We start from the raw sequence: 19,272 nt of genomic DNA on the forward strand, positions 1-19,272 counted from the left end.
GACGACGAATGCGCCGGCGATTTGACAGCGACGAGCCGGGTTGCGACTGTCCGCAGCCAGAGCAAGAAAGCCGCACCAGGAAACGCCAGGAACACCTCATGTCAACAGAGCATGTCGACGTGCTGATCGTCGGCGCCGGGCTGTCCGGCATCGCCGCCGCCTATCATCTGCAGCACAAGTGCCCGGGCAAGCGCTTCGCGATCCTGGAGGGGCGAGGCGCGATCGGCGGCACATGGGACCTGTTCCGCTATCCCGGCATCCGCTCCGACAGCGACATGTACACGCTCGGCTATTCGTTCAAGCCGTGGACCGATCCGAAGGCGATCGCCGACGGGCCGCAGATCCTGAAATACGTCCAGGACACCGCGACCGAGAACGGCATCGACCGCCACATCCGGTTCAACCATCGGGTCCGGCGCGCGTCGTGGTCGAGCGCGGACGCACGCTGGACCGTCGAGGCCGAGCGCCGGACGGAGCAGGGCACGGTCGAGACCGTGCGGATGACCTGCGGCTTCCTGTTCATGTGCTCCGGCTACTACCGCTACGAGTCGGGCTATCTGCCGGACTTCAAGGGCATGGCCGATTTCAAGGGCCGCATCGTGCATCCGCAAGCCTGGCCTGAGGATCTCGACTATGCCGGCAAGCGCGTCGTCGTGATCGGCTCCGGCGCGACCGCGGTCACATTGGTGCCGGCGATGGCCAAGTCCGCCGCGCATGTGACGATGCTGCAGCGCTCACCGACCTATGTGGTGTCGCGCCCGGCGCAGGACGCGCTCGCCAACAAGCTGCGCCGGCATCTGCCCGCTGGCCTCGCCTATCACCTGATCCGCTGGCGCAACGTGCTGTTCGGGATGTATTTCTTCCAGCTCAGCCGGCGCAAGCCGCAGCGGGTCAAGCAGCTGATCCTGGGAGGGGTGCGCGCCGCGCTGGGCCCCGATTACGACGTCGCCACCCATTTCACGCCGCGCTACAACCCGTGGGACCAGCGGTTGTGCCTGGTGCCGGATGGCGACCTGTTCAAGACCATTCGCGAGCAGCGCGCCTCGGTGGTGACGGCCGGGATCGAGACCTTCACCGAGCGCGGCTTGCGCCTTACCGACGGCCGCGAAATCGAGGCCGATATCGTGGTCACCGCGACCGGGCTGGTGCTGCAGGTGCTCGGCGGCATCGAGGTCGTCGTGGATGGCCGCACTGTCGATTTCGCCAAGACGCTCAACTACAAGGGCATGATGTATTCCGACGTGCCGAATCTGGCGGCGACGCTCGGTTACACCAACGCGTCGTGGACGCTGAAATGCGATCTCACCTGCGAATATGTCTGCCGGCTCCTGAACTACATGGACCGGCACGGCTATCGCCAATGCGTGCCGCACAATGACGATTCCACCGTTACGCCGCTGCCGTCGCTGAGCTTCAGCTCCGGCTATGTGCAGCGCGCGGTCGCCGACCTGCCGAAACAGGGCTCCAAGCGGCCGTGGCGGCTGTACCAGAACTACGCGCTGGATATCGTCTCGCTGCGCTTCGGCAAGGTCGACGACGGCGTGATGCGGTATTCGTGAGGGCAGGGGGCACGAGCGGCGCTCGCCTCTATGACGTCAGCTTGGGGCGGCTCTCTCCACATCGTCATGGCCGGGCTGGATCCGGCCATCGATGTCGTTGGGCTTGGAAGAACGCGGATGCCCGGAACCGGTCCGGGGCATGACGGGTAAGCAACCAGCAGTTTTGCTTGGGCTTACCGCTCCGCCGCCCCCTCCCGCAGCGGCGCGCGGCTGAGATCGTTGCCGGCGGCGATCGCCTTCTGCATGAGGCGGACCAACTCCTTCGCCTCGGCCTCGCTGAGGCCGCGCACCATCAGCCGCTGCGCTGCCTCGACCGCCGGCGTGATCGCCTCCAGCGTCCTTCTCCCCTCATCGGTGATCAACAGCTCCCGTGACCGGCGGTCGCGCGCGCTCGCACGGCGGACGACGAGGCCCTTCTGTGCGAGCCGGTCGATCACTCCGGTGATCGTGGTGCGGTCATAGGCGATCAGGCCAGCGAGCGTGATCTGGTCGATGGCCGGGTTGGCCGCGATCGCCGCCAGCGCCGCATATTGCACCGGCGTCAGGTCGAAGCCGGCCGCTTCCACCTCCGCCAGGAACACCGCCACGGCGATCTGCTGAAACCGGCGCGCCAGGTGCCCCGGCATGTCCCGCATCTCGGTCAATTCGAATCTCCTGTCACCAGCTTGACAAGCATACTGATGATCAGCATACTGATCAATAAGAATGGCGAGGGAGGGTGGTCACGTGCAGTTTCATCTCAACGGCTTCCAGCCGGGCGATCCCGAGATCTTCGACGCGGCCGAACGTGTCGCGAGCGCCGGCGCGACCGGCCCGCTGCCGCCCGAGGCCGATGTCCTCATCGTCGGCTGTGGCCCCGCCGGGTTGAACCTCGCTGCCCAGCTTTCCGCTTTTCCGGACATCAGGACCTGCATCGTCGAGCAGAAGCCGGGCCGGCTGCTGCTCGGCCAGGCCGACGGCATCGCCTGCCGCACCATGGAGATGTTCCAGGCCTATGGTTTTGCCGAGAAAGTGCTGAGGGAAGCGTGCTGGATCAACGAGACCACGTTCTGGAAGCCGAGCGACCAAGACAGCAAGCATATCGCGCGCAGCGGTCGCGTGCAGGACGTCGAGGACGGCCTGTCGGAGATGCCGCATGTCGTGCTCAACCAGGCTCGGGTCCACGATTTCTTCCTGGACGTGATGCGCCGTTCGGCCGCGAAGCTCGAGCCGCACTACGCGCGGCGACTGCGTGATCTGCGGATCGATCCGGCCGCGGGCATCGACGCGCACGGCGTGACAGTCAGCTTCGATCGCATTGATCCGGAGCATGAAGGCCAGGTGGAGACGGTGCGCGCGCGCTACGTCGTCGGCTGTGATGGCGCGCGCAGCGTCGTGCGCAAGGCGATCGGCCGCGAGCTGCACGGGGATTCCGCCAACCACGCCTGGGGCGTCATGGACGTGCTCGCCGTGACCGACTTTCCCGACATCCGCTTCAAGTCGCTGATCCAGTCCGCCAAGGACGGCAGCCTGCTGGTGATCCCGCGCGAGGGCGGCTATCTCGTCCGGCTGTATGTCGAGCTCGCCAAGCTCGAGGTCGGCGAGCGCGTGGCCGGGCGCAACATCACCGTCGACGAGGTGATCGCCAAGGCGCAGCGCATTCTCGCGCCCTATACGCTTGAGGTGAAGGAGGTCGCGTGGTGGTCGGTCTACGAGATCGGCCAGCGCATCACCGACAAGTTCGACGACGTGCCGGAGGCCGAGGTCGCAACGCGGCTGCCGCGCGTCTTCATCGCCGGTGACGCCTGCCACACCCACAGCCCGAAGGCGGGGCAGGGCATGAACGTGTCGATGCAGGACACGTTCAATCTCGGCTGGAAGCTCGCCGCCGTGCTGGGCAGGCGTTGCGCGCCGCAGCTCCTGCACAGCTATTCGGCCGAACGGCGGGCCATCGCCCAGGAGCTGATCGATTTCGATCGCGAATGGTCGGGAATTCTTGCCTCCGCCGCCAAGCAGGGCGGCGCCGATGCGGCCAGGACGCAGGACTATTTCGTCCGTCACGGCCGCTACACGGCGGGCACCGCCACGCACTATCGGCCCTCCGTCCTCACCGGCGACGACACTTTCCAGCCGCTCGCCACCGGCTTCGTCATCGGCAAGCGCTTTCACTCGGCGCCGGTCATCCGGCTCGGCGACGCCAAGCCGGCGCAGCTCGGACATGTCGTGCAAGCCGACGGCCGCTTCCGCATCTTCGCTTTCGCGGCCGCGGAGGATCCGGCCGCGCCGGGGTCCGCGATCCGCCGCCTGTGCACATTCCTCAGCGAGGATTCGGCCTCGCCCGTGCGCCGCCACACCCAGGTGGGCGCCGACATCGACTCCGTGATCGATCTGCGCGCGGTGTTCCAGCAGGGGCATCGCGAACTCGCGCTCGAACGAATGCCGGAGCTGCTGCTGCCGCGGAAGGGCCGTTACGGTCTTATCGACTACGAGAAGATGTTCTGTGCCGATCTGAAGAGCGGCCAGGACATCTTTGCGATGCGCGGCATCGATCGCGCCGCGGGCTGCATCGTGATCGTGCGGCCCGATCAGTATGTCGCCGACGTCCTGCCGCTCGACGACGTCGGGAGGCTGTCGGCGTATTTCGATCGTGTGCTGCTGCCGGTCCGCTGAGGGATGCAGAGGGTAAACGAAACCCAAATCCGGTCGCCGGATTTCCGGGCTTGGCGCTAGCCAGATCCCAAGGTTTCCTCGCTACAAACGAGGTCTCCGGATTGGACGATTGAGTGGGTGAGACGTCGAAATGTTGATGTTGGCGAACCGTCGCAAGAGTGAACGTCGGCTGTGCAGGAGGATCGCGAAGATTCACTATGGCAACGGCAGCCTGCCGCGGGACTGCACGGTCACGGATATTTCCGACGGCGGCGTCAAGGTGATCGCCGAATTCGTCGAGATTCCCCCGCAGTTCACCATCGTCTTCGCGCCCGACCACCAGCGCAAGTGCCGGCTGGCCTGGCGCATCGGCTGCGAGTTCGGCGCCGAATTCATCGATTGAGCGGGCCGGCCGCGCCCGCTTAACGGGACCTTAGGGTTAATCTGCCAGCGTGCAGATCATCTGGTCCCGAAGTAGTTCAGTTGCATGCGTACGCGGCCCCTTCGCTCTCTCCCTCTGCTCCGGCCGGCCGCGTTCGCGCTGTCGTTCACGGCCGTGCTGCTCGGTCTCGGCGCCTGCCAGACCACCGATCTCAGCGAGGTCACGGGGGCACTGGGCGGCAATCCCGAAAAGAGCCGCGCGGCCGCCGCCGACCCGCGCGCCGAGATCGACCAGCTCCGCGAGCGCTTCCGCGCCAATCCCAACGATCCCGAGGTGGCGCTGCGCTATGGCAGCGCCCTGCGCGGCACCGGCCAGCGCTCGCAGGCGGTCGCCGTGCTCGAGCAGGCGACGATCGCCAATCCCGGCAACAAGGCGCTGCTGGCGGCCTTTGGCCGCGCGCTTGCCGACAATGGCAATTTCCAGCAGGCGTTCGACGTGCTCAGCCGCGCGCATTCGCCCGAGGATCCCGACTGGCGCATCCTGTCGGCGCAGGGCGCCACGCTCGACCAGATGGGGCGCAACGAGGAGGCCCGGCAATACTACATGACGGCGCTGAAGATCGCCCCTGACGATCCTTCCGTGCTGTCCAATCTCGGTCTCTCCTATGCGCTCTCCAACGAACTGCCGAAGGCCGAGGAGCAGTTGCGCAAGGCCAGCGCGCACCCCGATGCCAGCCCGCGGGTCCGGACCAATCTCGCCGTCATCGTCGGCCTGCAGGGCCGGATGAGCGAGGCCGAGAGCATCGCGCGTTCGGGGCTGCCGCCGGAGCAGGCCAGCGCCAGCGTCGCCTATGTCAAGCGCATCCTGGAGCGCCGCAAGATCGCGCAGCGCGAGCTGTCGCCGCGCCGCGACCGTCCGGTGGCCGGCGAGCCCGACAAGGCGCTGGCGCGGGCACTCAGCCGGTCCGACGACTAGAGCATGATCCGGAAAGTGGAAACCGGTTTTCCCTCGCGACAAACGCCAACGGCATTTACGCGGAGATCATGCCCAAACAAAGAGATGAGATCATGATGCGAGTCCCTGGAATCGCATCATGATCTCAGGCGCTATTTCGCGCCGAGCAGTTTCGCGATCGGCGCCAGCAGCGAGCCGCGCTGCGGCTTGTGGTCGATCCGTCCGGTGAGCCGGTTCGCGATGTCCTGGAACAGTTTTGGCGTGCGGCTCAGCCCCGATATCTCCGCGATCATCTGGCCGTTGTTGGCGGCGGTGCCGAACAGTTTGCAGTCGAACGGGATGACCGCGACCGGCTCGGCCTCGACGGTCTTGGCGAAGCGCTTCAGGTCGATCTCCGGCCGCTTGGGCATGCCGACCTGGTTCAGGCAGTACAGCGGCGGCCGGTCGTTGGGACGGGAGGCCTTGAGCACGCCGAGCAGGTTCTTGGCGTTGCGCAGGTTCGCCAGATCGGGCTCGGCGACCACGAGGATGTCGTCGGCATTGATCAGCGCATGCCGCGTCCAGGCCGACCATTGGTGCGGCACGTCGAGCACGATGCATTGCTGGGTCATGCGCAGGGTGTCGAAGATCGCGTCGAATGCGTCGGCGCCGAAATCATAGACGCGGTCGAGCGTCGCGGGCGCGGCGAGCAGGTTGAGATTTTCGGTGCATTTGGCGAGCAGGCGCTCCATCAGCGCCGTATCCGGCCGGTCCGGCTGGAACACGGCGTTGGCGATGCCCTGCAGCGGATCCTGGTTGTAGTCCAGCCCCGCGGTGCCGAACGCCATGTCGAGATCGATCACGACCGAATCCAGCGTCAGGTCGCGCGCCATGCTCCAGGCGACGTTGTGGGCGACGGTGGAGGCGCCGACGCCGCCCTTGGCGCCGACCACGGCGACGATGCGGCCGGTGATGACGGCCTCCGAGGCCGAGAACAGGCTGCAGACCGAGCGGATCACGTCGATGGTCTCGACCGGGCCGAGCACGTAGTCGTTGACGCCGCGCCGGACCAGCTCGCGATAGGCGACGCCGTCGGACGGGCTGCCGATCAGCACCACGCGGGTGCCGGGATCGCAGACGCTGGCGAGATCGTCGAGGCCGCCGAGAATGTCGCCGCCGGGCCTGGTCTCGATCACGATGACGTTCGGCGTCGGCTGCGAATGATAGGTCTCGATGGCGCGCGGCATGCCGCCCGCCTTGATCGTGATGTGCGCCTTGCCGAGCCGGCGGTCCTGGCTCGCGGCGAGGATCGCGGCCGAGGTCTGGTCGGTTTCGCAGAATGCCTGCACCGAGACGCGCGGGACCGGCGCGATGTGATCGTCGAGGGCCGGGCCGGTGGGGCCGGGCTGCTCATCCTGGCTCTGACGGGACGCGTTGATCATTTGCCTGTATCGCTGAGCTTGGCCTTGTCGGACTCCGGATACGCCACCGCCGTCGACTCGCCCTTGCGGTACTTCTCGAACAGCGCGGAGCGGCGCGGCGTGTAGGCGGCCATCTCCGAGCGCGGCTGCTCGAGATCGGCCGGGTTGTCGATCATCGCAGCGAGGTTGCGCTGCGTGGCGCAGCCGAAATTCTGATAGTGCTGGTTGCTGCTGTAGCCGGGATTGCTGAAGTTCGGCCCGAGGTCGTCGGGCCACAGCCCGCAGGGACCGGCGACGGCGGCGATCTTCGGATAGCTCAGCCGGATGACGGCGAGCTGCCGCGGATCGTCGGGCATGGTGTTGCGCAGGGTGATCGCGTGCGAGGGAACGCCGCCGGCGGTCAGCACGGCGCGGATCTCGCGGTAGGCGTCGGCCGCGGCGCGCGCATTCGACGTGCCTGTCGGCACCTCCGCCATGATCCCGCCGGTGCCTTCGCGCAGCCATGAGCGCGCGAGCCCCGCGACATCCACGCGTTGCTGGTAGGTCAGGCCGCCGCGGCCGCTGCCGATGAAGACGACGGTCGACTGCCGGCCTTCCTCGATCGCGATCGGATGGCGGATCTTGTAGTCGTCCGGGATCGTCGCGACGACCTCACCGGTGGTGGTGTTGCAGGCGCCGAGCGTGAGCGCCAGCCCCGCGATGGCGACGATCCGGCGCAGCGCGCGCCTGCCGTCTGGTATGGATGTTGCCGACATGATCGTTCCCCCGTGCCCCGTCGTCCCGCAATCTCAGTCGATGATGAAGCCGAAGCCGGCCGGCTGCCCCGTGGCCGCGTCGACCCTGGCGGCGATGCCGTACAGCCGGTTCATGCGGCCGAGCAGCGCCGACTCTGAGTCGGTGGCCGGCGCGAAGCCGTCGTCCGGACGCGACAGCTCCTTCTGGGCGACGGCGCGCACGACATAGGGCGTCACCAGCACCATCAGCTCGGTCTCGTTGTTGACGTAGTCCTGGCTGCGGAACAGCTGGCCGAGCACCGGCAGCTGGTTGAGCCCGGGCAGGCCGTTGATCGCCTGCTTGGTCTGGTTCTGGATCAGGCCGGCCATCGCCATCGAGCCACCGGAGGGGATCTCGACCGTCGTCTCGGCGCGGCGGGTGCGGATCGCGGGGATCGTCACCGACGAGGTCGAGGCCGAGGTCAGCGCATAGGAGACCGTGATCGCGTTGTCGTTCGACAGCTCCGACACCTCCGTCATCACCCGGAGGCTGATGCGGCCTTCGCCGAGCACGACGGGCGTGAAGTTGAGCGAGATGCCGAACTTCTTGTAGGTGATCGACGTGCTGCAGACCCGCGTGGTGGGATCGCAGGAATAGCCGCCGGGAATCGGGAATTCGCCGCCCGCGATGAAGGTCGCGGATTCGCCGGAGATCGCGGTCAGGTTCGGCTCGGCGAGCGTCTTGACGACACCGGCCGTCTCCATGGCGCGCAGCGTCGCTGAGACCGACGACAAGCCGCCGCCGGTGGCGGAAAGGCCGTTGGGGCCGACCAGCGACTTGCCATAGGCGGTGAACGGGTTGGTGTTGTTGAAGTTCACCACCGCGGTGCCGTAGTTCAGGCTGGCGCTGAGATCGATGCCGAGCTGCTTGACGATCTCGCGCCGGACCTCCGACACGTTGACCTTCAGCATCACCTGATCGCGGCCGCGCACGACGATCGAGTTGACCACCTTGTCGGCACCGCCGACCAGGCGTGCGGCGATCTCGCCGGCCTGCTGCGCCTCGACCGGGCTCGACACCGATCCGGTCAGGATCACGCCTTCGCCGACGCCGTCGATCTTGACGCCGGGAATGCTCTGGCTCAGCGCCTGGCGCACGCCGTTGAGATCGCGCTTGATCGCGATGTCATAGGCGGCGACCTGCTGTCCCTCGCCGTCGAAGAACACGACGTTGGTCTGGCCGACTGCGGCGCCGATGATGTAGGCGCGCCGGGCCGAACGGACGACCGCGTTGGCGACCTTGGGATCGGCGACCAGCACGTCCTTGACGTCCTGCGGGAAGTCGACGACCACCGACTTGCCGATGCCGAGCGAGAGGAAGCGCACCTTCGACGAGCCGACCGAAACCACCGGCGTCTCCAGCCTGTCGTCGGCCGCCTTCACCGGCGTCAGCGCCGGATTGAGCGCAAGCCCGATCACGGCCGATGTCGATAGCGCGCGGACGACCCACGTCCCGAACTTTGCGCGTTGATGCCCACCCATCATCTTCCTCGTCCTTTCGGTCACTTCTGCGCCGTCAGCGAGCTCGTGATCCCATAGCGAATGATCTCGATGGCGCTGCCCCGTCGCGCCATCTGCTGCTGCTGTTGCTGCGCCTCGGTCTTGTTGCCGTCGGCGGCGTTCACGTCGGCGATGCTGCGCAGCGCCAGCGCCAGCGAGCCGGCCTGTCGCGCGCGCGCCAGGGTCTCGGCCTGCTCGGGCCTGAGCTCGAGCGTCACCGTCTTGCCGACGACGGTGTTCTGGCCTTCCTTCTCCTTCGGCGCCTGATCGATCGCGAGCACGCGGACGTTGGAGAGAATGATCTCGGAGCTGACGAAGTCGGCGGCGCCGGGCTTGTCAGGGTTCTTGTCGCGCTTCGACAGGATGACGTCGACGCGGTCGTTCGGCAGGATGAAGCCGCCCGCGCCGGTCTCGGGTGAGATCTCGGTGGAGATCGCGCGCATGCCCGCGGGCAGGATCGCCGCCATGAAGCCGGAGCCGTCCGCCTTCACCAGCTTCTGCTCGCGGATCGGCTCGCCGATCACGAACGGCGAACGGGCGATGGTGCCGACCAGCTGATTGGCCGCCTCGGGACGGTCGCCGCGCCGGATGAAGATGTTGCTCGCGGCCTCGGGCCAGGTCTGCCAGATCAGGTCGCCGGGCTTGATCGCCTGTCCGAGCCCGATGTCGGTCTTGGCGACCAGCACCTCGACCGTCGGCAATTGCACGACCGGCGCCGCCGGCGTCTGCCGCTGGCCGTCGGAATTGCTGACCAGATAGGCCGCAACGCCGCCCGCGCCGAGAGCGATGGTTAACACCACGATGCGTGCGGTCATCATACGCGTGACTACTTTGCTTACTCATACGCCTGGGGCGACGCGCGAGCCGACTGACAGCCGTCCCCCTCACTTACGACTAAGCGGCAATAGTATAAGCGAAATTGAACGGCATGGGCTGCAGCAGCTGCCGTGCGGACCGATTGCGCAAGTGGTGAACAGGTTGTTAGCAAGCAAATAGCGAAACGACGCGAATGTGTTAGCTGTTTGCTCGCAGCGCGGTTGCGCGCGCTGATAGTTGCTCACCAGATTGAATGAAATTGTGAGTTGCATCCGCGCCTCGGTGGTCGCGCGTTAGGATGAATCATTGACTAATCACGTTGGACGCGAACGCACGGTCATCGTGAGACGGTGTGCGTCGTGGCGCGATGGCGCCGCGGCTGATGCGATCAGCCGCTCGTGCCCGCGACGAACAAGTGCCGCGCCGCACCGTAGTCCGACGGGCCGGCATTTTTAGAAAGCGGAAACGGGTTGGACATACGATTCCGTTGAGCGGGATTTCCGTCTCGGATTCAGATTTCCTCAACAATTTGCGCGCACGGTCCGGGCATGGCGGCTTTGCCCAATTCGATTTAGTTCGACCGAAAATGCACGCAGAAATTGTAACAGGCATATCGTGCCGCGGCGTCGGCCGGGCCATCGTCGGGGACAGCATGGGTTCGGGGGGAGACGTGCAATGTCGGTTGCTCGATTCCTGAAGCAGCGCGCGGTCAGGATTCAGACGGTCGGGTCCTACACGCTTCCGAACTGGTATTCCCCTGAAGGACGGCTGCGGTCTTTCGCATGCCGCACCACGCGGGTGTCGCCGTTCCGCGCGCTGCTCGAGGTGCCCGTGGTCGGCAAGGTCGGCGATCGCCTGACCTCGTATTTCCGCGACTTCGGCAAGTTCGAAGGCGAGATCAGCGACACCGTGCATGGCGGCTTTCTGCTCGAGCTGGAGATGACGCGCGCCGAGCGCGCCAAGCTCGCCGAGAAGCTGGTCTGGCTGGAGAAGAAGCAGAAGGATCCGTCGATCCGCGATTCCCGCCGCGATGCGCGCTTCGTGCCGAACTCGCCGCATTCGGCGCTGACGCTCGCCGACGGCAGCTGCATCCCGTGCTTCGTGATCGATGCCTCGATGTCGGGCGCCGCGGTCTCGGCGGAGATCCAGCCGGAGATCGGCACGCCGCTGGCGGTGGGCAGTTGCATCGGCCGTGTCATCAGGCATTTCCCCGACGGCTTCGCCGTCCGCTTCGTCGACCAGTTGCCAGGCGCCAACGAGCTCGAACGGCGGGTCATCACACCGCCGGTGCGCCCGATGCGGCGGCAGCTCGTGGTGCACGGCGATGACCGCCTGATCGGGGCGCCGGAGGACTTCTTCCTGGTGTGACGGCGGCGCTCCTGCGGCGCTCGACGGCGGCCGCTCCGGCCTGCGCGGTTTCGCGTATGGAGCGGCGGCAGGAATCGCGGCATGGGAACCGGCGGCCGTCCGCACGGTTAACGCGATGTTAATCGGCATCGTGACAGCTTGCGCGTGCCGGGTGCATTGCCAGGAGGACCAGTCCCATGGAGGCCCAGAAGACCGCGGTGGATGCCATCGTCGTCCTGACCGGCTGCGACCGCGACGCGGTGGCCGCCTTCATCCGCCGCATGTATCTGGCCGGCGTCCGGGACCCCAAGCGGCTGACCTTCAAGGGCCTGCAGGAGCTGACGCGGGCTTAGCGGGATCGAGAGCCGGGGCCGGCGGCTGTTGCAGCCGGGTCACGCCGCAGAACTTTCAACCCCGATTCCCGTTCACAACCCTCGTGCGAAGGGATGCGGCCGGTCGCGATTGCGGCTAAATTGAGGCCCTTGGCCGGCATCAGAGCACCCCTTCGATCTCGCCCAGAAGGCGACACATCTGCGCAACACGCTCTGAGCGGCCGGATCATGGGTCCCGGACATGCTCAGACAGCTCTTCGCGCCACAGCTCATCGGCCTCTACATCCTGATCGGGGCCACCATCTACGTCCACTTCCGCGGCAAGCAGCGGCTGCGCTTCGCCCGCCAGCTCGGCGACCACTCCACCTATCTCGCCCCCTACAACGTGCTGATGTATGCCGGCTCGGCTGTGCCCAACACGCCGGTGATCCCGGTGGAGCAGTTTCCGGAGCTCTCGAGGCTCACCGACAACTGGCAGGAGATCCGCGAGGAGGCCGTGCGTCTGTTCGACGAGGGCTTCATCCGCGCCGCGGCGGCGAACAACGACTGGGGCTTCTACTCGTTCTTCAAGAGCGGCTGGAAGCGCTTCTATCTGAAATGGTACGACGACTTCCTGCCGTCGGCGCGCACGCTGTGCCCGAAGACGGTCGAGCTGCTGAACGCCATCCCGAACGTCCATGGCGCGATGTTCGCGATGCTGCCGCCCGGCGGCAAGCTCGGCGCCCACCGCGATCCCTTCGCCGGCTCGCTGCGCTATCACTTGGGGCTCGTCACCCCGAACTCCGACAAGTGCCGTATCCTGGTCGACGGCGTGCCCTGCGTCTGGCGCGACGGCGAGGCCTTCATGTTCGACGAGACCTTCATCCACAGCGCCGAGAACGCCACCGACGTCAACCGCATCATCCTGTTCTGTGACGTCGAGCGCCCGATGAAGCTCGGCTTCATCGCCGCCATCAACCGCTGGGTCAGCCACCACATCGTCAAGGCCTCGGCGACCCAGAACGTCGAGGGCGAGCATGTCGGCGTGCTGAACAAGGTGTTCGGAAAGCTGTATGAATTTCACTTGGCCACGCGTAAGGTGAAGGCGTGGAACCGGACGGTGTATTATGCGGCGAAGTACACGTTGACGGTGGCGATCGTCGGCGCCATCGTGGTGTCGGCGTTTCGGTGAAGGGGAGTAGGACGGATTGGCGGAATGCAATCCGCCGTTCTTCGGCAACAAGGAACGCGGCCAAGCATGCATACGCCCTTCGATTGTCGCGTCTATGCGCAGCATTCTATGACGACTCCGCAAAATCGTACTCGAAGGCAAAGTTGTAGTCTGCTCGAATTTGCGCGGCCATACGCCTTAACTCGATTGCGTCAGGTGCAAGAGTTTCAGCTAGCTCTGCTTCGACCTCCAATGCTTTGGCGTATAGGATCCATTCCTCCGGTCCTTTTTCTGGAAGCTTATCTAGGAGTTGTCTTGCATCCTTCGGTCGCTTCTGTTCAATCAGCAGGCTTGCGTCGAGACTAACCACTGCATCGCTCGACCCTGGAAAGCTCTTGACAAAATCGATATCCCTTCTCGCGACGTCGTACTTGCCGTGTTTTGCTGCGCAAACTGCTCGAATGGAGCGAACTCGTATGCTGTCGACGCTTTCGGTCGTAAGCAAATGATTAAGTATCTCCAATGCAGCCTTGAAGTTCTGCTTCTTCATAAGCAGTTGCGCCATGCGTATGTCTGATTGACCGTTATCATCAGGCATCTGTCGAAGTCCACGAATCGCTGCTTCTGCTGCAGCGAAGTCATTTCGCGCTAAATCTACTCCGATCTGAAAATCAGCAAACATCGCGCTATCGCGTATTAAGTCAGAATTGTTGCGGAGCAATTTTCGTAAGTCCGCTAGTCGGCCAGATTTCTTATAGGCAAGAGCTAGTTCGTGGACCGCCGATCTATTCAGTTTTTTGTCTCGTGCCGCTTCGATTAGTAGTTCTATCGCTTTCGAATACTTTCTTTGTCGTCTAAGCGAGTGTCCACGTAAAAAGGCAACTGACCGGTAGCGCTTTTTCTGCATTGTTTCGATAATCTCATCCGCATCTAAGTATTTTCCGAGCCGAATATTGGCGCGGGCGACGGTCGATAGCACCTCTTCTCTAGCGGCCTCGCTCATCTTCATTTGATCGGAAAGATGACCCCACCGGATTACGAGGTTAAGTTTTTCAGGGTCGTCTTTTCCGCGAGCGTACGTGTCTCTCAAAACATCTACTAGCATACCGGGAGTCAGTAGAGGGCGAAGTTCGGGCGGAAGTGATGATCCCTCCAGGGAGTGCATAAAAACGAACGCCTCGAAAAGATCGTTGTTAAACTTCCCCTTTGCCTGCGCTTCTTTCCATTCTGCGGACATCTGCCTTGCGAACTTCTTCAGGAGTTCGGGCGAAGTAACATTGAATCTGCGATAGAGGAAGCGGATGGCTGGCGATATTGAGTATAGCGGTCCTGTCGCTGTAATAAGGCAGCCAAGGACCAAATCGTCGACGGCTTTGAAAAAACGTTCGTGGCTAATGTTGTTGTCTGATGTAAGTATTCTCTCCAAAAGCCCTCCATTCAGGGACGGTACCCAGCTTAGCAGAGAAAGTATTTTGCGTTGATCGTCAGAGAGTGCTTCGGACTCAATGTTTTCACCGAGTATAGTGTTTTGAATATTGAAGAGTTGGCGAGGGTCGCGCTCTAGAGTGTGTGCTCCTTTGATTGCCGCCAGTCGGATCGCTGCGTTTGCAACGTCGGCATGTCCGCCGATTGCACGAATAAGCTCATTTGAAATCGACATATTCTGTAAGCCGAATCGCTCAGAGGTTCTAATCATGAGCGCTCGGATATCTTGATCATCTAGTTCTTCAACTCGCATTTGTACCACATTGTCGGTCGCTTCGACGGTCTCGTGCGGAAGTTGGCGGTTGCTGATAGCGAACAGAAGTGCCTCTTTAGGTATGGCTGAAAGCAGTGGAAGTACCCAGTCTTTCGGTGCTCCTGAGTCTTCAAAAAAGCCGCCGGCCGAAACAACCGTAACGGCTTGTCCAAGGCGACTAAAGTGATCGATTAATCGGATGACTTCTGCAACTTGATTTGCAAGGCTCAGATCTTCAAATGTCTTCCGTTCTCGTATAGCTTCTGTCGTTGGAATAACGGGCGAGATCTCCGTTCTGAGCGACTGAAAAAGGTCGATTAAATCAGCTGAACCCGACAGAGCTAGGGTGGGTCCAAAAGTTAGATTGGCATCAGTGGAGAGTGCGCTGCGCATAAAATACGCGGCAAATGTCCGCCTACCCACCCCACGGAAGCCAGTCAGAAAATATGCATTCGGACTTCTGCGCTTGCGCGCAACGTGGTCAGCAGCGATTCTTTCAAGCCTGTCTAATGTCTTGCCTCGACCAATTACCCTGGGGGCTCCTGGTGAAAGCCCGACGTTTGGTTCCAGCAGGATGCCTGTGATGTATCGTGCTATGTCAGCCTCAGACCAGCCCGCTCTCGGTATCCAGTAATTTCGGAGCCACTCAGGTAGGTCTGAAAGTTGGACGTCGTGGTCAGTAGGAAATACGAGGATACGATGGTTCTTCTTCTGTATTTGCTGTAGCCTTGCAACGTCGATTTCAAAGCCAACCCAAGGTGATTGTTGGCTGATCTTTGAGGCAAATAGTACGAAGATAATGGAATCTTGTACGTACCTCGCCATTTCTTCGAGGAGGCGCTTGCCATTGCTGAAGCTCTCTTCGTAGAAGTAGGCTAATCCGGCTGGAAGTCGGCGACGAACTGCGGCTACAAACTCTTTGTCTACATAAGATAGGGAGAGAAACACCTTTGTGCTCATGAATGCCTCACAAGTTGTTGTTTCTACTCAATTCGGAATTGCGTTGGAAAAATCGAAGTCGTCGTGCTGGGCGTGAATCGGGTTATGATATACGTTTACGAGTGGATTGTTTAGAAACAATCGGGTGACTTCACTTGGGTTCCGGGCTCGTCATCCGCATTGCTCTAGATCTTCGCAGACTCGTCAAGTGTTCGGTAAAACATTAGCCTCTTGACGTATTCGCCAAATCAGCATTAGAATATTACCCATCCCGTTGCACGGTAGGGGACGGTTCGCGGTCGTCACGGACGTTGGCAAGGGGATGCGGTGGACGCGGGCGGCGGCGTGTGATGAGCACGGACGAGCGCTTGGCTCGCGGACGGTGAAGGCGCGTGGTTCTGATACTCCGATGCTAGTGTCAACGTCGCGACGAGGCTATGCCTCGCGCGGGGGATGGTGGCCAGAAAGCCCGGTGCACCAGGAAGAGCGCGCTATAGCCTGTTAAAACCATCGCGCGGGGAAGGCCGGGTGTATTCGGCCAGACCTGTGGTGACTGCCGCCTGCTTTTTTTCTGCAGGCGGGCCACGGGCGCGGCCAGCGCCCGGCCTTCCCTGCGCCCTCCATCTGGAGAGGGCGGGAATTGGAGCATCACTCGGGCGCGGGATGCGTCGCGAGAGCGTGGGTGCTCGTCTCTTCCTTGATGCTGTTTGAGATTGTGGATCAGTGTTGCCGCTCGGCCGGTGCCCACCCTCCCCTGGAGGGGGAGGGTCGCTCGCGCGCGAAGCGGGCGAGCGGGGTGGGGTGATCTCTCCACGCGCACCGGTGCCAGAGGAGAGATCACCCCACCCCGCCTCACGTGTCGCTTCGCTCCTCGTGAGGCGACCCTCCCCCTCCAGGGGAGGGTGAACCAGTCCTCGGCTGCGATTGGGCTTCAATGAAGGAAAGCCGTTCAGGGCGCGGACTGCGTCGCGAGAGCGTGGATGCTCGTCTCAGCCTGAACGCTGTTTGAGATTGTGGATCAGATGATGTCGCAAAGCAGGTCTGACCCTCCCCCTCCAGGGGAGGGTGACCCCGGTGCTTGGCTGCGATCGGGCGCCAGACCGAAAAAAGCCGCGCAGAGCGCGGCCTTTTTGGAAGTGTTGCGAGGGACCGTGGGCGCCGCTTACGCCGCCGCAGGCCCGATCGAGACCTTCAGCGTGCCCACGCCGTCCACGCCGCATTCGATCTTGTCGCCGGGGACGACCGCCGCGACGCCGGCCGGCGTGCCGGTCATGATGATGTCGCCGGCGGCGAGCTCGACCTGCTGGGAGAGCTTCCAGATGATCTCCGGCACGTTCCAGATCAGCTCGGAGAGGTCGCCCTTCTGGCGCTCGGTGCCGTTGACCGACAGCCAGATCTTGCCCGTCGCGGGGTGGCCGATCTTGGCCGCGGGCACCACCGCCGAGCAGGGCGCGGAATGGTCGAACGATTTGCCGACCTCCCAGGGGCGCTGCATCTTGCGGGAGGCGAGCTGCAGGTCGCGGCGGGTGAGGTCGATGCCGACGGCGTAGCCGTAGACGTGGTCGAGCGCCTTGTCGGTGGGGATGTTGAGGCCGCCGCTCTTCAGCGCGACCACCAGCTCGACCTCGTGATGCATGTCCTTGGTCAGCGGCGGGTAGGGGATCACGGCGCCGTCCGGCTCCAGCATGTCGGCATGCTTGGCGAAGAAGAACGGCGGATCGCGCTCGTCATTGCCCATCTCGCGGATGTGCTCGAGATAGTTGCGGCCGACGCACCAGATGCGGCGAACCGGAAAGACGCTGGCTTCGCCGACAACGGGAAGCGAAGGCTGCGGGAAGGCCGGGATGACGGTGGAGGCGCTCATGAAATGGATCTCGGGTGCGGTGAAATAAGCGGGTCAGGACGTCGCGGTCATGGGGATGACGTTAGGCCCCATGTCGCGCTGTTGCAGGCGGAAGAACGAAGCATAGCGGCCGCCACGGCGCAACAGATCGTCATGCCGGCCGCGCTCGACGATCTCGCCGGCCTCGACCACCAGGATGGCGTCGGCGTTCATGATGGTGTGCAGGCGATGCGCGATGACGATGGTGGTGCGGTTCTGGCAGAGATGCTCGATCGCCTCCTGCACCTGGCGCTCGGATTCGGAATCCAGCGCCGCGGTGGCCTCGTCGAGCAGGATGATCGGCGCGTTGCGGATCAGCGCGCGGGCGACCGCGATGCGCTGGCGCTGGCCGCCGGAGAGCTGGGTGCCGTGCTCGCCGACCGGCGTGTCGTAGCCGAGCGGGAAGCTCATGATGAAGTCGTGCGCGCAGGCCGCCTTCGCCGCCTCGATGATCTCGGCCTCGGTCGCGCCCGGCTTGCCGAAGGCGATGTTGGCGCGGATGCTATCGCGGAACAGGTAGACGTCCTGGCCGACATAGGCGGTCTGCTCGCGCAAGCTGCGCCGCGACACCTGCGCGATCGACTGGCCGTCGATCAGGATGTCGCCCGCGGTCGCCTCGTAGAACCGCAGCAGCAGCGCCAGCACCGTCGACTTGCCGCCGCCGGACGGGCCGACCAGCGCGGTGACCTTGCCGGGCTCGGCCGTGAAGCTCATGCGGTTGAGCACCGGTTCGTTGTCGCGATAGGCGAAGGAGACGTCGCGCAGCTCGATCTTCGCCTGCGTCAGCTTCAGCGCCGGCTTGTCGTCGTCGGGCTGCTCGCTGGCGGGGCTGTCGACCACTTCGAGCAGCATGCGGGCGCCGACGAGCTGGCTGTTGAGATCGATGTTGAGCCGCGCCAGCCGCTTGGCCGGCTCGGTCGCCATCAGGAAGGCGGTCATGAAGGAGAAGAACTGGCCGGGCGTGGCGTTGAGCGCGACCACGGCATAGCCGCCATACATCAGGCAGCCGGCGACCGCGAAGCCGCCGAGCATCTCCATCAGCGGGTTGGAGCGGTTGGAGACGCGGGCCATCTTGTTGGCGTTGCGCTCGACCACCGCGATGTTCTCGTCGATGCGCGCGCGCATCGCGTCCTCGAGCGTGAACGCCTTGACGGTGCGGATGCCCTGCAGCGATTCCTGCATGGTCTCCAGGATGTCGGCATTGCCGGTGAACTGGCTGTGGGCGAGGCCCTTGATGCGCTTGACCAGCTTGCGCAGCACCAGCATGGCCGGCGGCACGACGACGAGGCCGAGCAGCGACATCCAGGGGTCCTGCGCGACCATCACGGCGATCATGCTGATCAAGAGCAGCAGGTCGCGGCCGATCGCGTTGATCAGCATGGTCAGGACGTCGGTGATGGACTTGGCGCCGGCGGTGAGGCGTGCCAGGAACTCCGACGAGTGCCGCTCGGAGAAGAAGCCGATGCTCTCGCTCATCAGCTTCGCGAACAGCGCGCGCTGGTTGTTGGCGAGGATCGCGTTCGAGATCTTCGACAGGATCACCGCATAGCCGTAGGTCGAGACGCCCTTGACGAACAGCAGCAGCACGGTGACGCCGGAGAGCACCGCGATGCCGGGGATGCTCTTGTCGACATAGGCCTTGTTGATGACCTGGCCGAGGATGTAGGCGGCGCCGGCGCTGGCGCCGGCCGAGACCGCCATCAGCGCGAAGGCGGTGAGATAGCGGCGCCAGTAGAGGATGCCCTGTTCCATCACGAGGCGGCGGATCAGGATCGCGGCGCCATAGGGATCGTCGGTGATCTTCTTCGGAAATTCGGCCATTCTGGTCCCTGGCCGCCGGGACAAATCGCCGGGCGGACAGCAGTGCTTGCC

At 63.9% G+C, this 19,272-nt stretch carries 15 protein-coding genes; 7 read left to right on the plus strand and 8 right to left on the minus strand.

The genetic code is table 11. The annotated features are described in order from the left end of the window. The first annotated feature begins 8 nt into the window (after positions 1–8). A complete protein-coding gene (locus tag ACQR03_RS20575) occupies positions 9–1,559 on the plus strand; it encodes a flavin-containing monooxygenase (protein WP_410052253.1) in 1,551 nt (516 codons plus the stop codon). 173 nt (positions 1,560–1,732) lie between these two features. Here ACQR03_RS20575 and ACQR03_RS20580 read toward each other — a convergent pair whose 3' ends face one another. Then, positions 1,733–2,185, minus strand: coding sequence for a MarR family winged helix-turn-helix transcriptional regulator (locus ACQR03_RS20580; protein ID WP_315825457.1), 453 nt, complete (start codon positions 2,183–2,185; stop codon positions 1,733–1,735). 100 nt (positions 2,186–2,285) lie between these two features. Here ACQR03_RS20580 and ACQR03_RS20585 point away from each other — a divergent pair, with 100 nt between their 5' ends. The 3 genes from ACQR03_RS20585 (at position 2,286) to ACQR03_RS20595 (ending at position 5,544) form a co-directional block, all read left to right on the plus strand. After that, positions 2,286–4,208, plus strand: coding sequence for an FAD-binding monooxygenase (locus ACQR03_RS20585; protein ID WP_316192909.1), 1,923 nt, complete (start codon positions 2,286–2,288; stop codon positions 4,206–4,208). A 136-nt stretch (positions 4,209–4,344) separates the two neighbouring features. Continuing rightward, positions 4,345–4,590, plus strand: coding sequence for a PilZ domain-containing protein (locus tag ACQR03_RS20590; protein WP_315712872.1), 246 nt, complete (start codon positions 4,345–4,347; stop codon positions 4,588–4,590). Between the two features lie 84 nt (positions 4,591–4,674). Then, positions 4,675–5,544, plus strand: coding sequence for a tetratricopeptide repeat protein (locus ACQR03_RS20595; protein ID WP_315712870.1), 870 nt, complete (start codon positions 4,675–4,677; stop codon positions 5,542–5,544). Between the two features lie 131 nt (positions 5,545–5,675). Here the strand turns inward: ACQR03_RS20595 and ACQR03_RS20600 are convergent, their stop codons facing one another. Genes ACQR03_RS20600 through cpaB form a run of 4 tightly spaced genes read right to left on the minus strand, consistent with a single transcriptional unit; the run spans position 5,676 to position 10,014 of the window. Further along, positions 5,676–6,944 carry an AAA family ATPase gene (locus tag ACQR03_RS20600; protein WP_316187617.1) on the minus strand — a complete coding sequence of 423 codons (1,269 nt, stop codon included), beginning with the start codon at positions 6,942–6,944 and terminating at the stop codon, positions 5,676–5,678. Then, positions 6,941–7,678: a CpaD family pilus assembly protein gene (locus ACQR03_RS20605; protein WP_315712867.1), complete on the minus strand. Its 738-nt coding sequence runs from the start codon at positions 7,676–7,678 to the stop codon at positions 6,941–6,943. Before ACQR03_RS20605 ends, ACQR03_RS20600 begins: the two co-directional genes overlap by 4 nt. Positions 7,679–7,711: 33 nt before the next feature. Then, the gene (locus ACQR03_RS20610; RefSeq protein ID WP_315712866.1) at positions 7,712–9,181 is read right to left on the minus strand and encodes a type II and III secretion system protein family protein; all 1,470 of its coding nucleotides are present in this window, start codon (positions 9,179–9,181) and stop codon (positions 7,712–7,714) included. A gap of 17 nt (positions 9,182–9,198) precedes the next feature. Continuing rightward, positions 9,199–10,014 carry a Flp pilus assembly protein CpaB gene (gene cpaB / locus ACQR03_RS20615; protein WP_316166163.1) on the minus strand — a complete coding sequence of 272 codons (816 nt, stop codon included), beginning with the start codon at positions 10,012–10,014 and terminating at the stop codon, positions 9,199–9,201. A 673-nt stretch (positions 10,015–10,687) separates the two neighbouring features. On the opposite strand from cpaB, the gene ACQR03_RS20620 reads away from it, so the two are divergent. From ACQR03_RS20620 to ACQR03_RS20630, 3 genes are all read left to right on the plus strand, one after another. After that, positions 10,688–11,380 carry a PilZ domain-containing protein gene (locus ACQR03_RS20620; RefSeq protein ID WP_316169703.1) on the plus strand — a complete coding sequence of 231 codons (693 nt, stop codon included), beginning with the start codon at positions 10,688–10,690 and terminating at the stop codon, positions 11,378–11,380. Positions 11,381–11,556: 176 nt separating this feature from the next. Further along, positions 11,557–11,712, plus strand: a complete 156-nt coding sequence (locus ACQR03_RS20625) for a hypothetical protein (protein ID WP_315712861.1) — start codon at positions 11,557–11,559, stop codon at positions 11,710–11,712. A 220-nt stretch (positions 11,713–11,932) separates the two neighbouring features. Next, positions 11,933–12,862, plus strand: coding sequence for an aspartyl/asparaginyl beta-hydroxylase domain-containing protein (locus ACQR03_RS20630; RefSeq protein WP_434841815.1), 930 nt, complete (start codon positions 11,933–11,935; stop codon positions 12,860–12,862). Between the two features lie 106 nt (positions 12,863–12,968). Here the strand turns inward: ACQR03_RS20630 and ACQR03_RS20635 are convergent, their stop codons facing one another. From ACQR03_RS20635 to ACQR03_RS20645, 3 genes are all read right to left on the minus strand, one after another. Then, positions 12,969–15,539 carry a TIR domain-containing protein gene (locus ACQR03_RS20635; RefSeq protein ID WP_315738949.1) on the minus strand — a complete coding sequence of 857 codons (2,571 nt, stop codon included), beginning with the start codon at positions 15,537–15,539 and terminating at the stop codon, positions 12,969–12,971. 1,141 nt (positions 15,540–16,680) lie between these two features. After that, positions 16,681–17,382: a fumarylacetoacetate hydrolase family protein gene (locus ACQR03_RS20640; RefSeq protein WP_434841816.1), complete on the minus strand. Its 702-nt coding sequence runs from the start codon at positions 17,380–17,382 to the stop codon at positions 16,681–16,683. A gap of 33 nt (positions 17,383–17,415) precedes the next feature. Further along, on the minus strand, positions 17,416–19,221 hold the full coding sequence (locus ACQR03_RS20645; RefSeq protein WP_315753285.1) for an ABC transporter ATP-binding protein: 1,806 nt from the start codon (positions 19,219–19,221) through the stop codon (positions 17,416–17,418). Positions 19,222–19,272: the final 51 nt, after the last annotated feature.

Origin of the sequence: Bradyrhizobium sp. HKCCYLS3070 (assembly GCF_051167575.1) — a bacterium.
Lineage (GTDB): Bacteria > Pseudomonadota > Alphaproteobacteria > Rhizobiales > Xanthobacteraceae > Bradyrhizobium.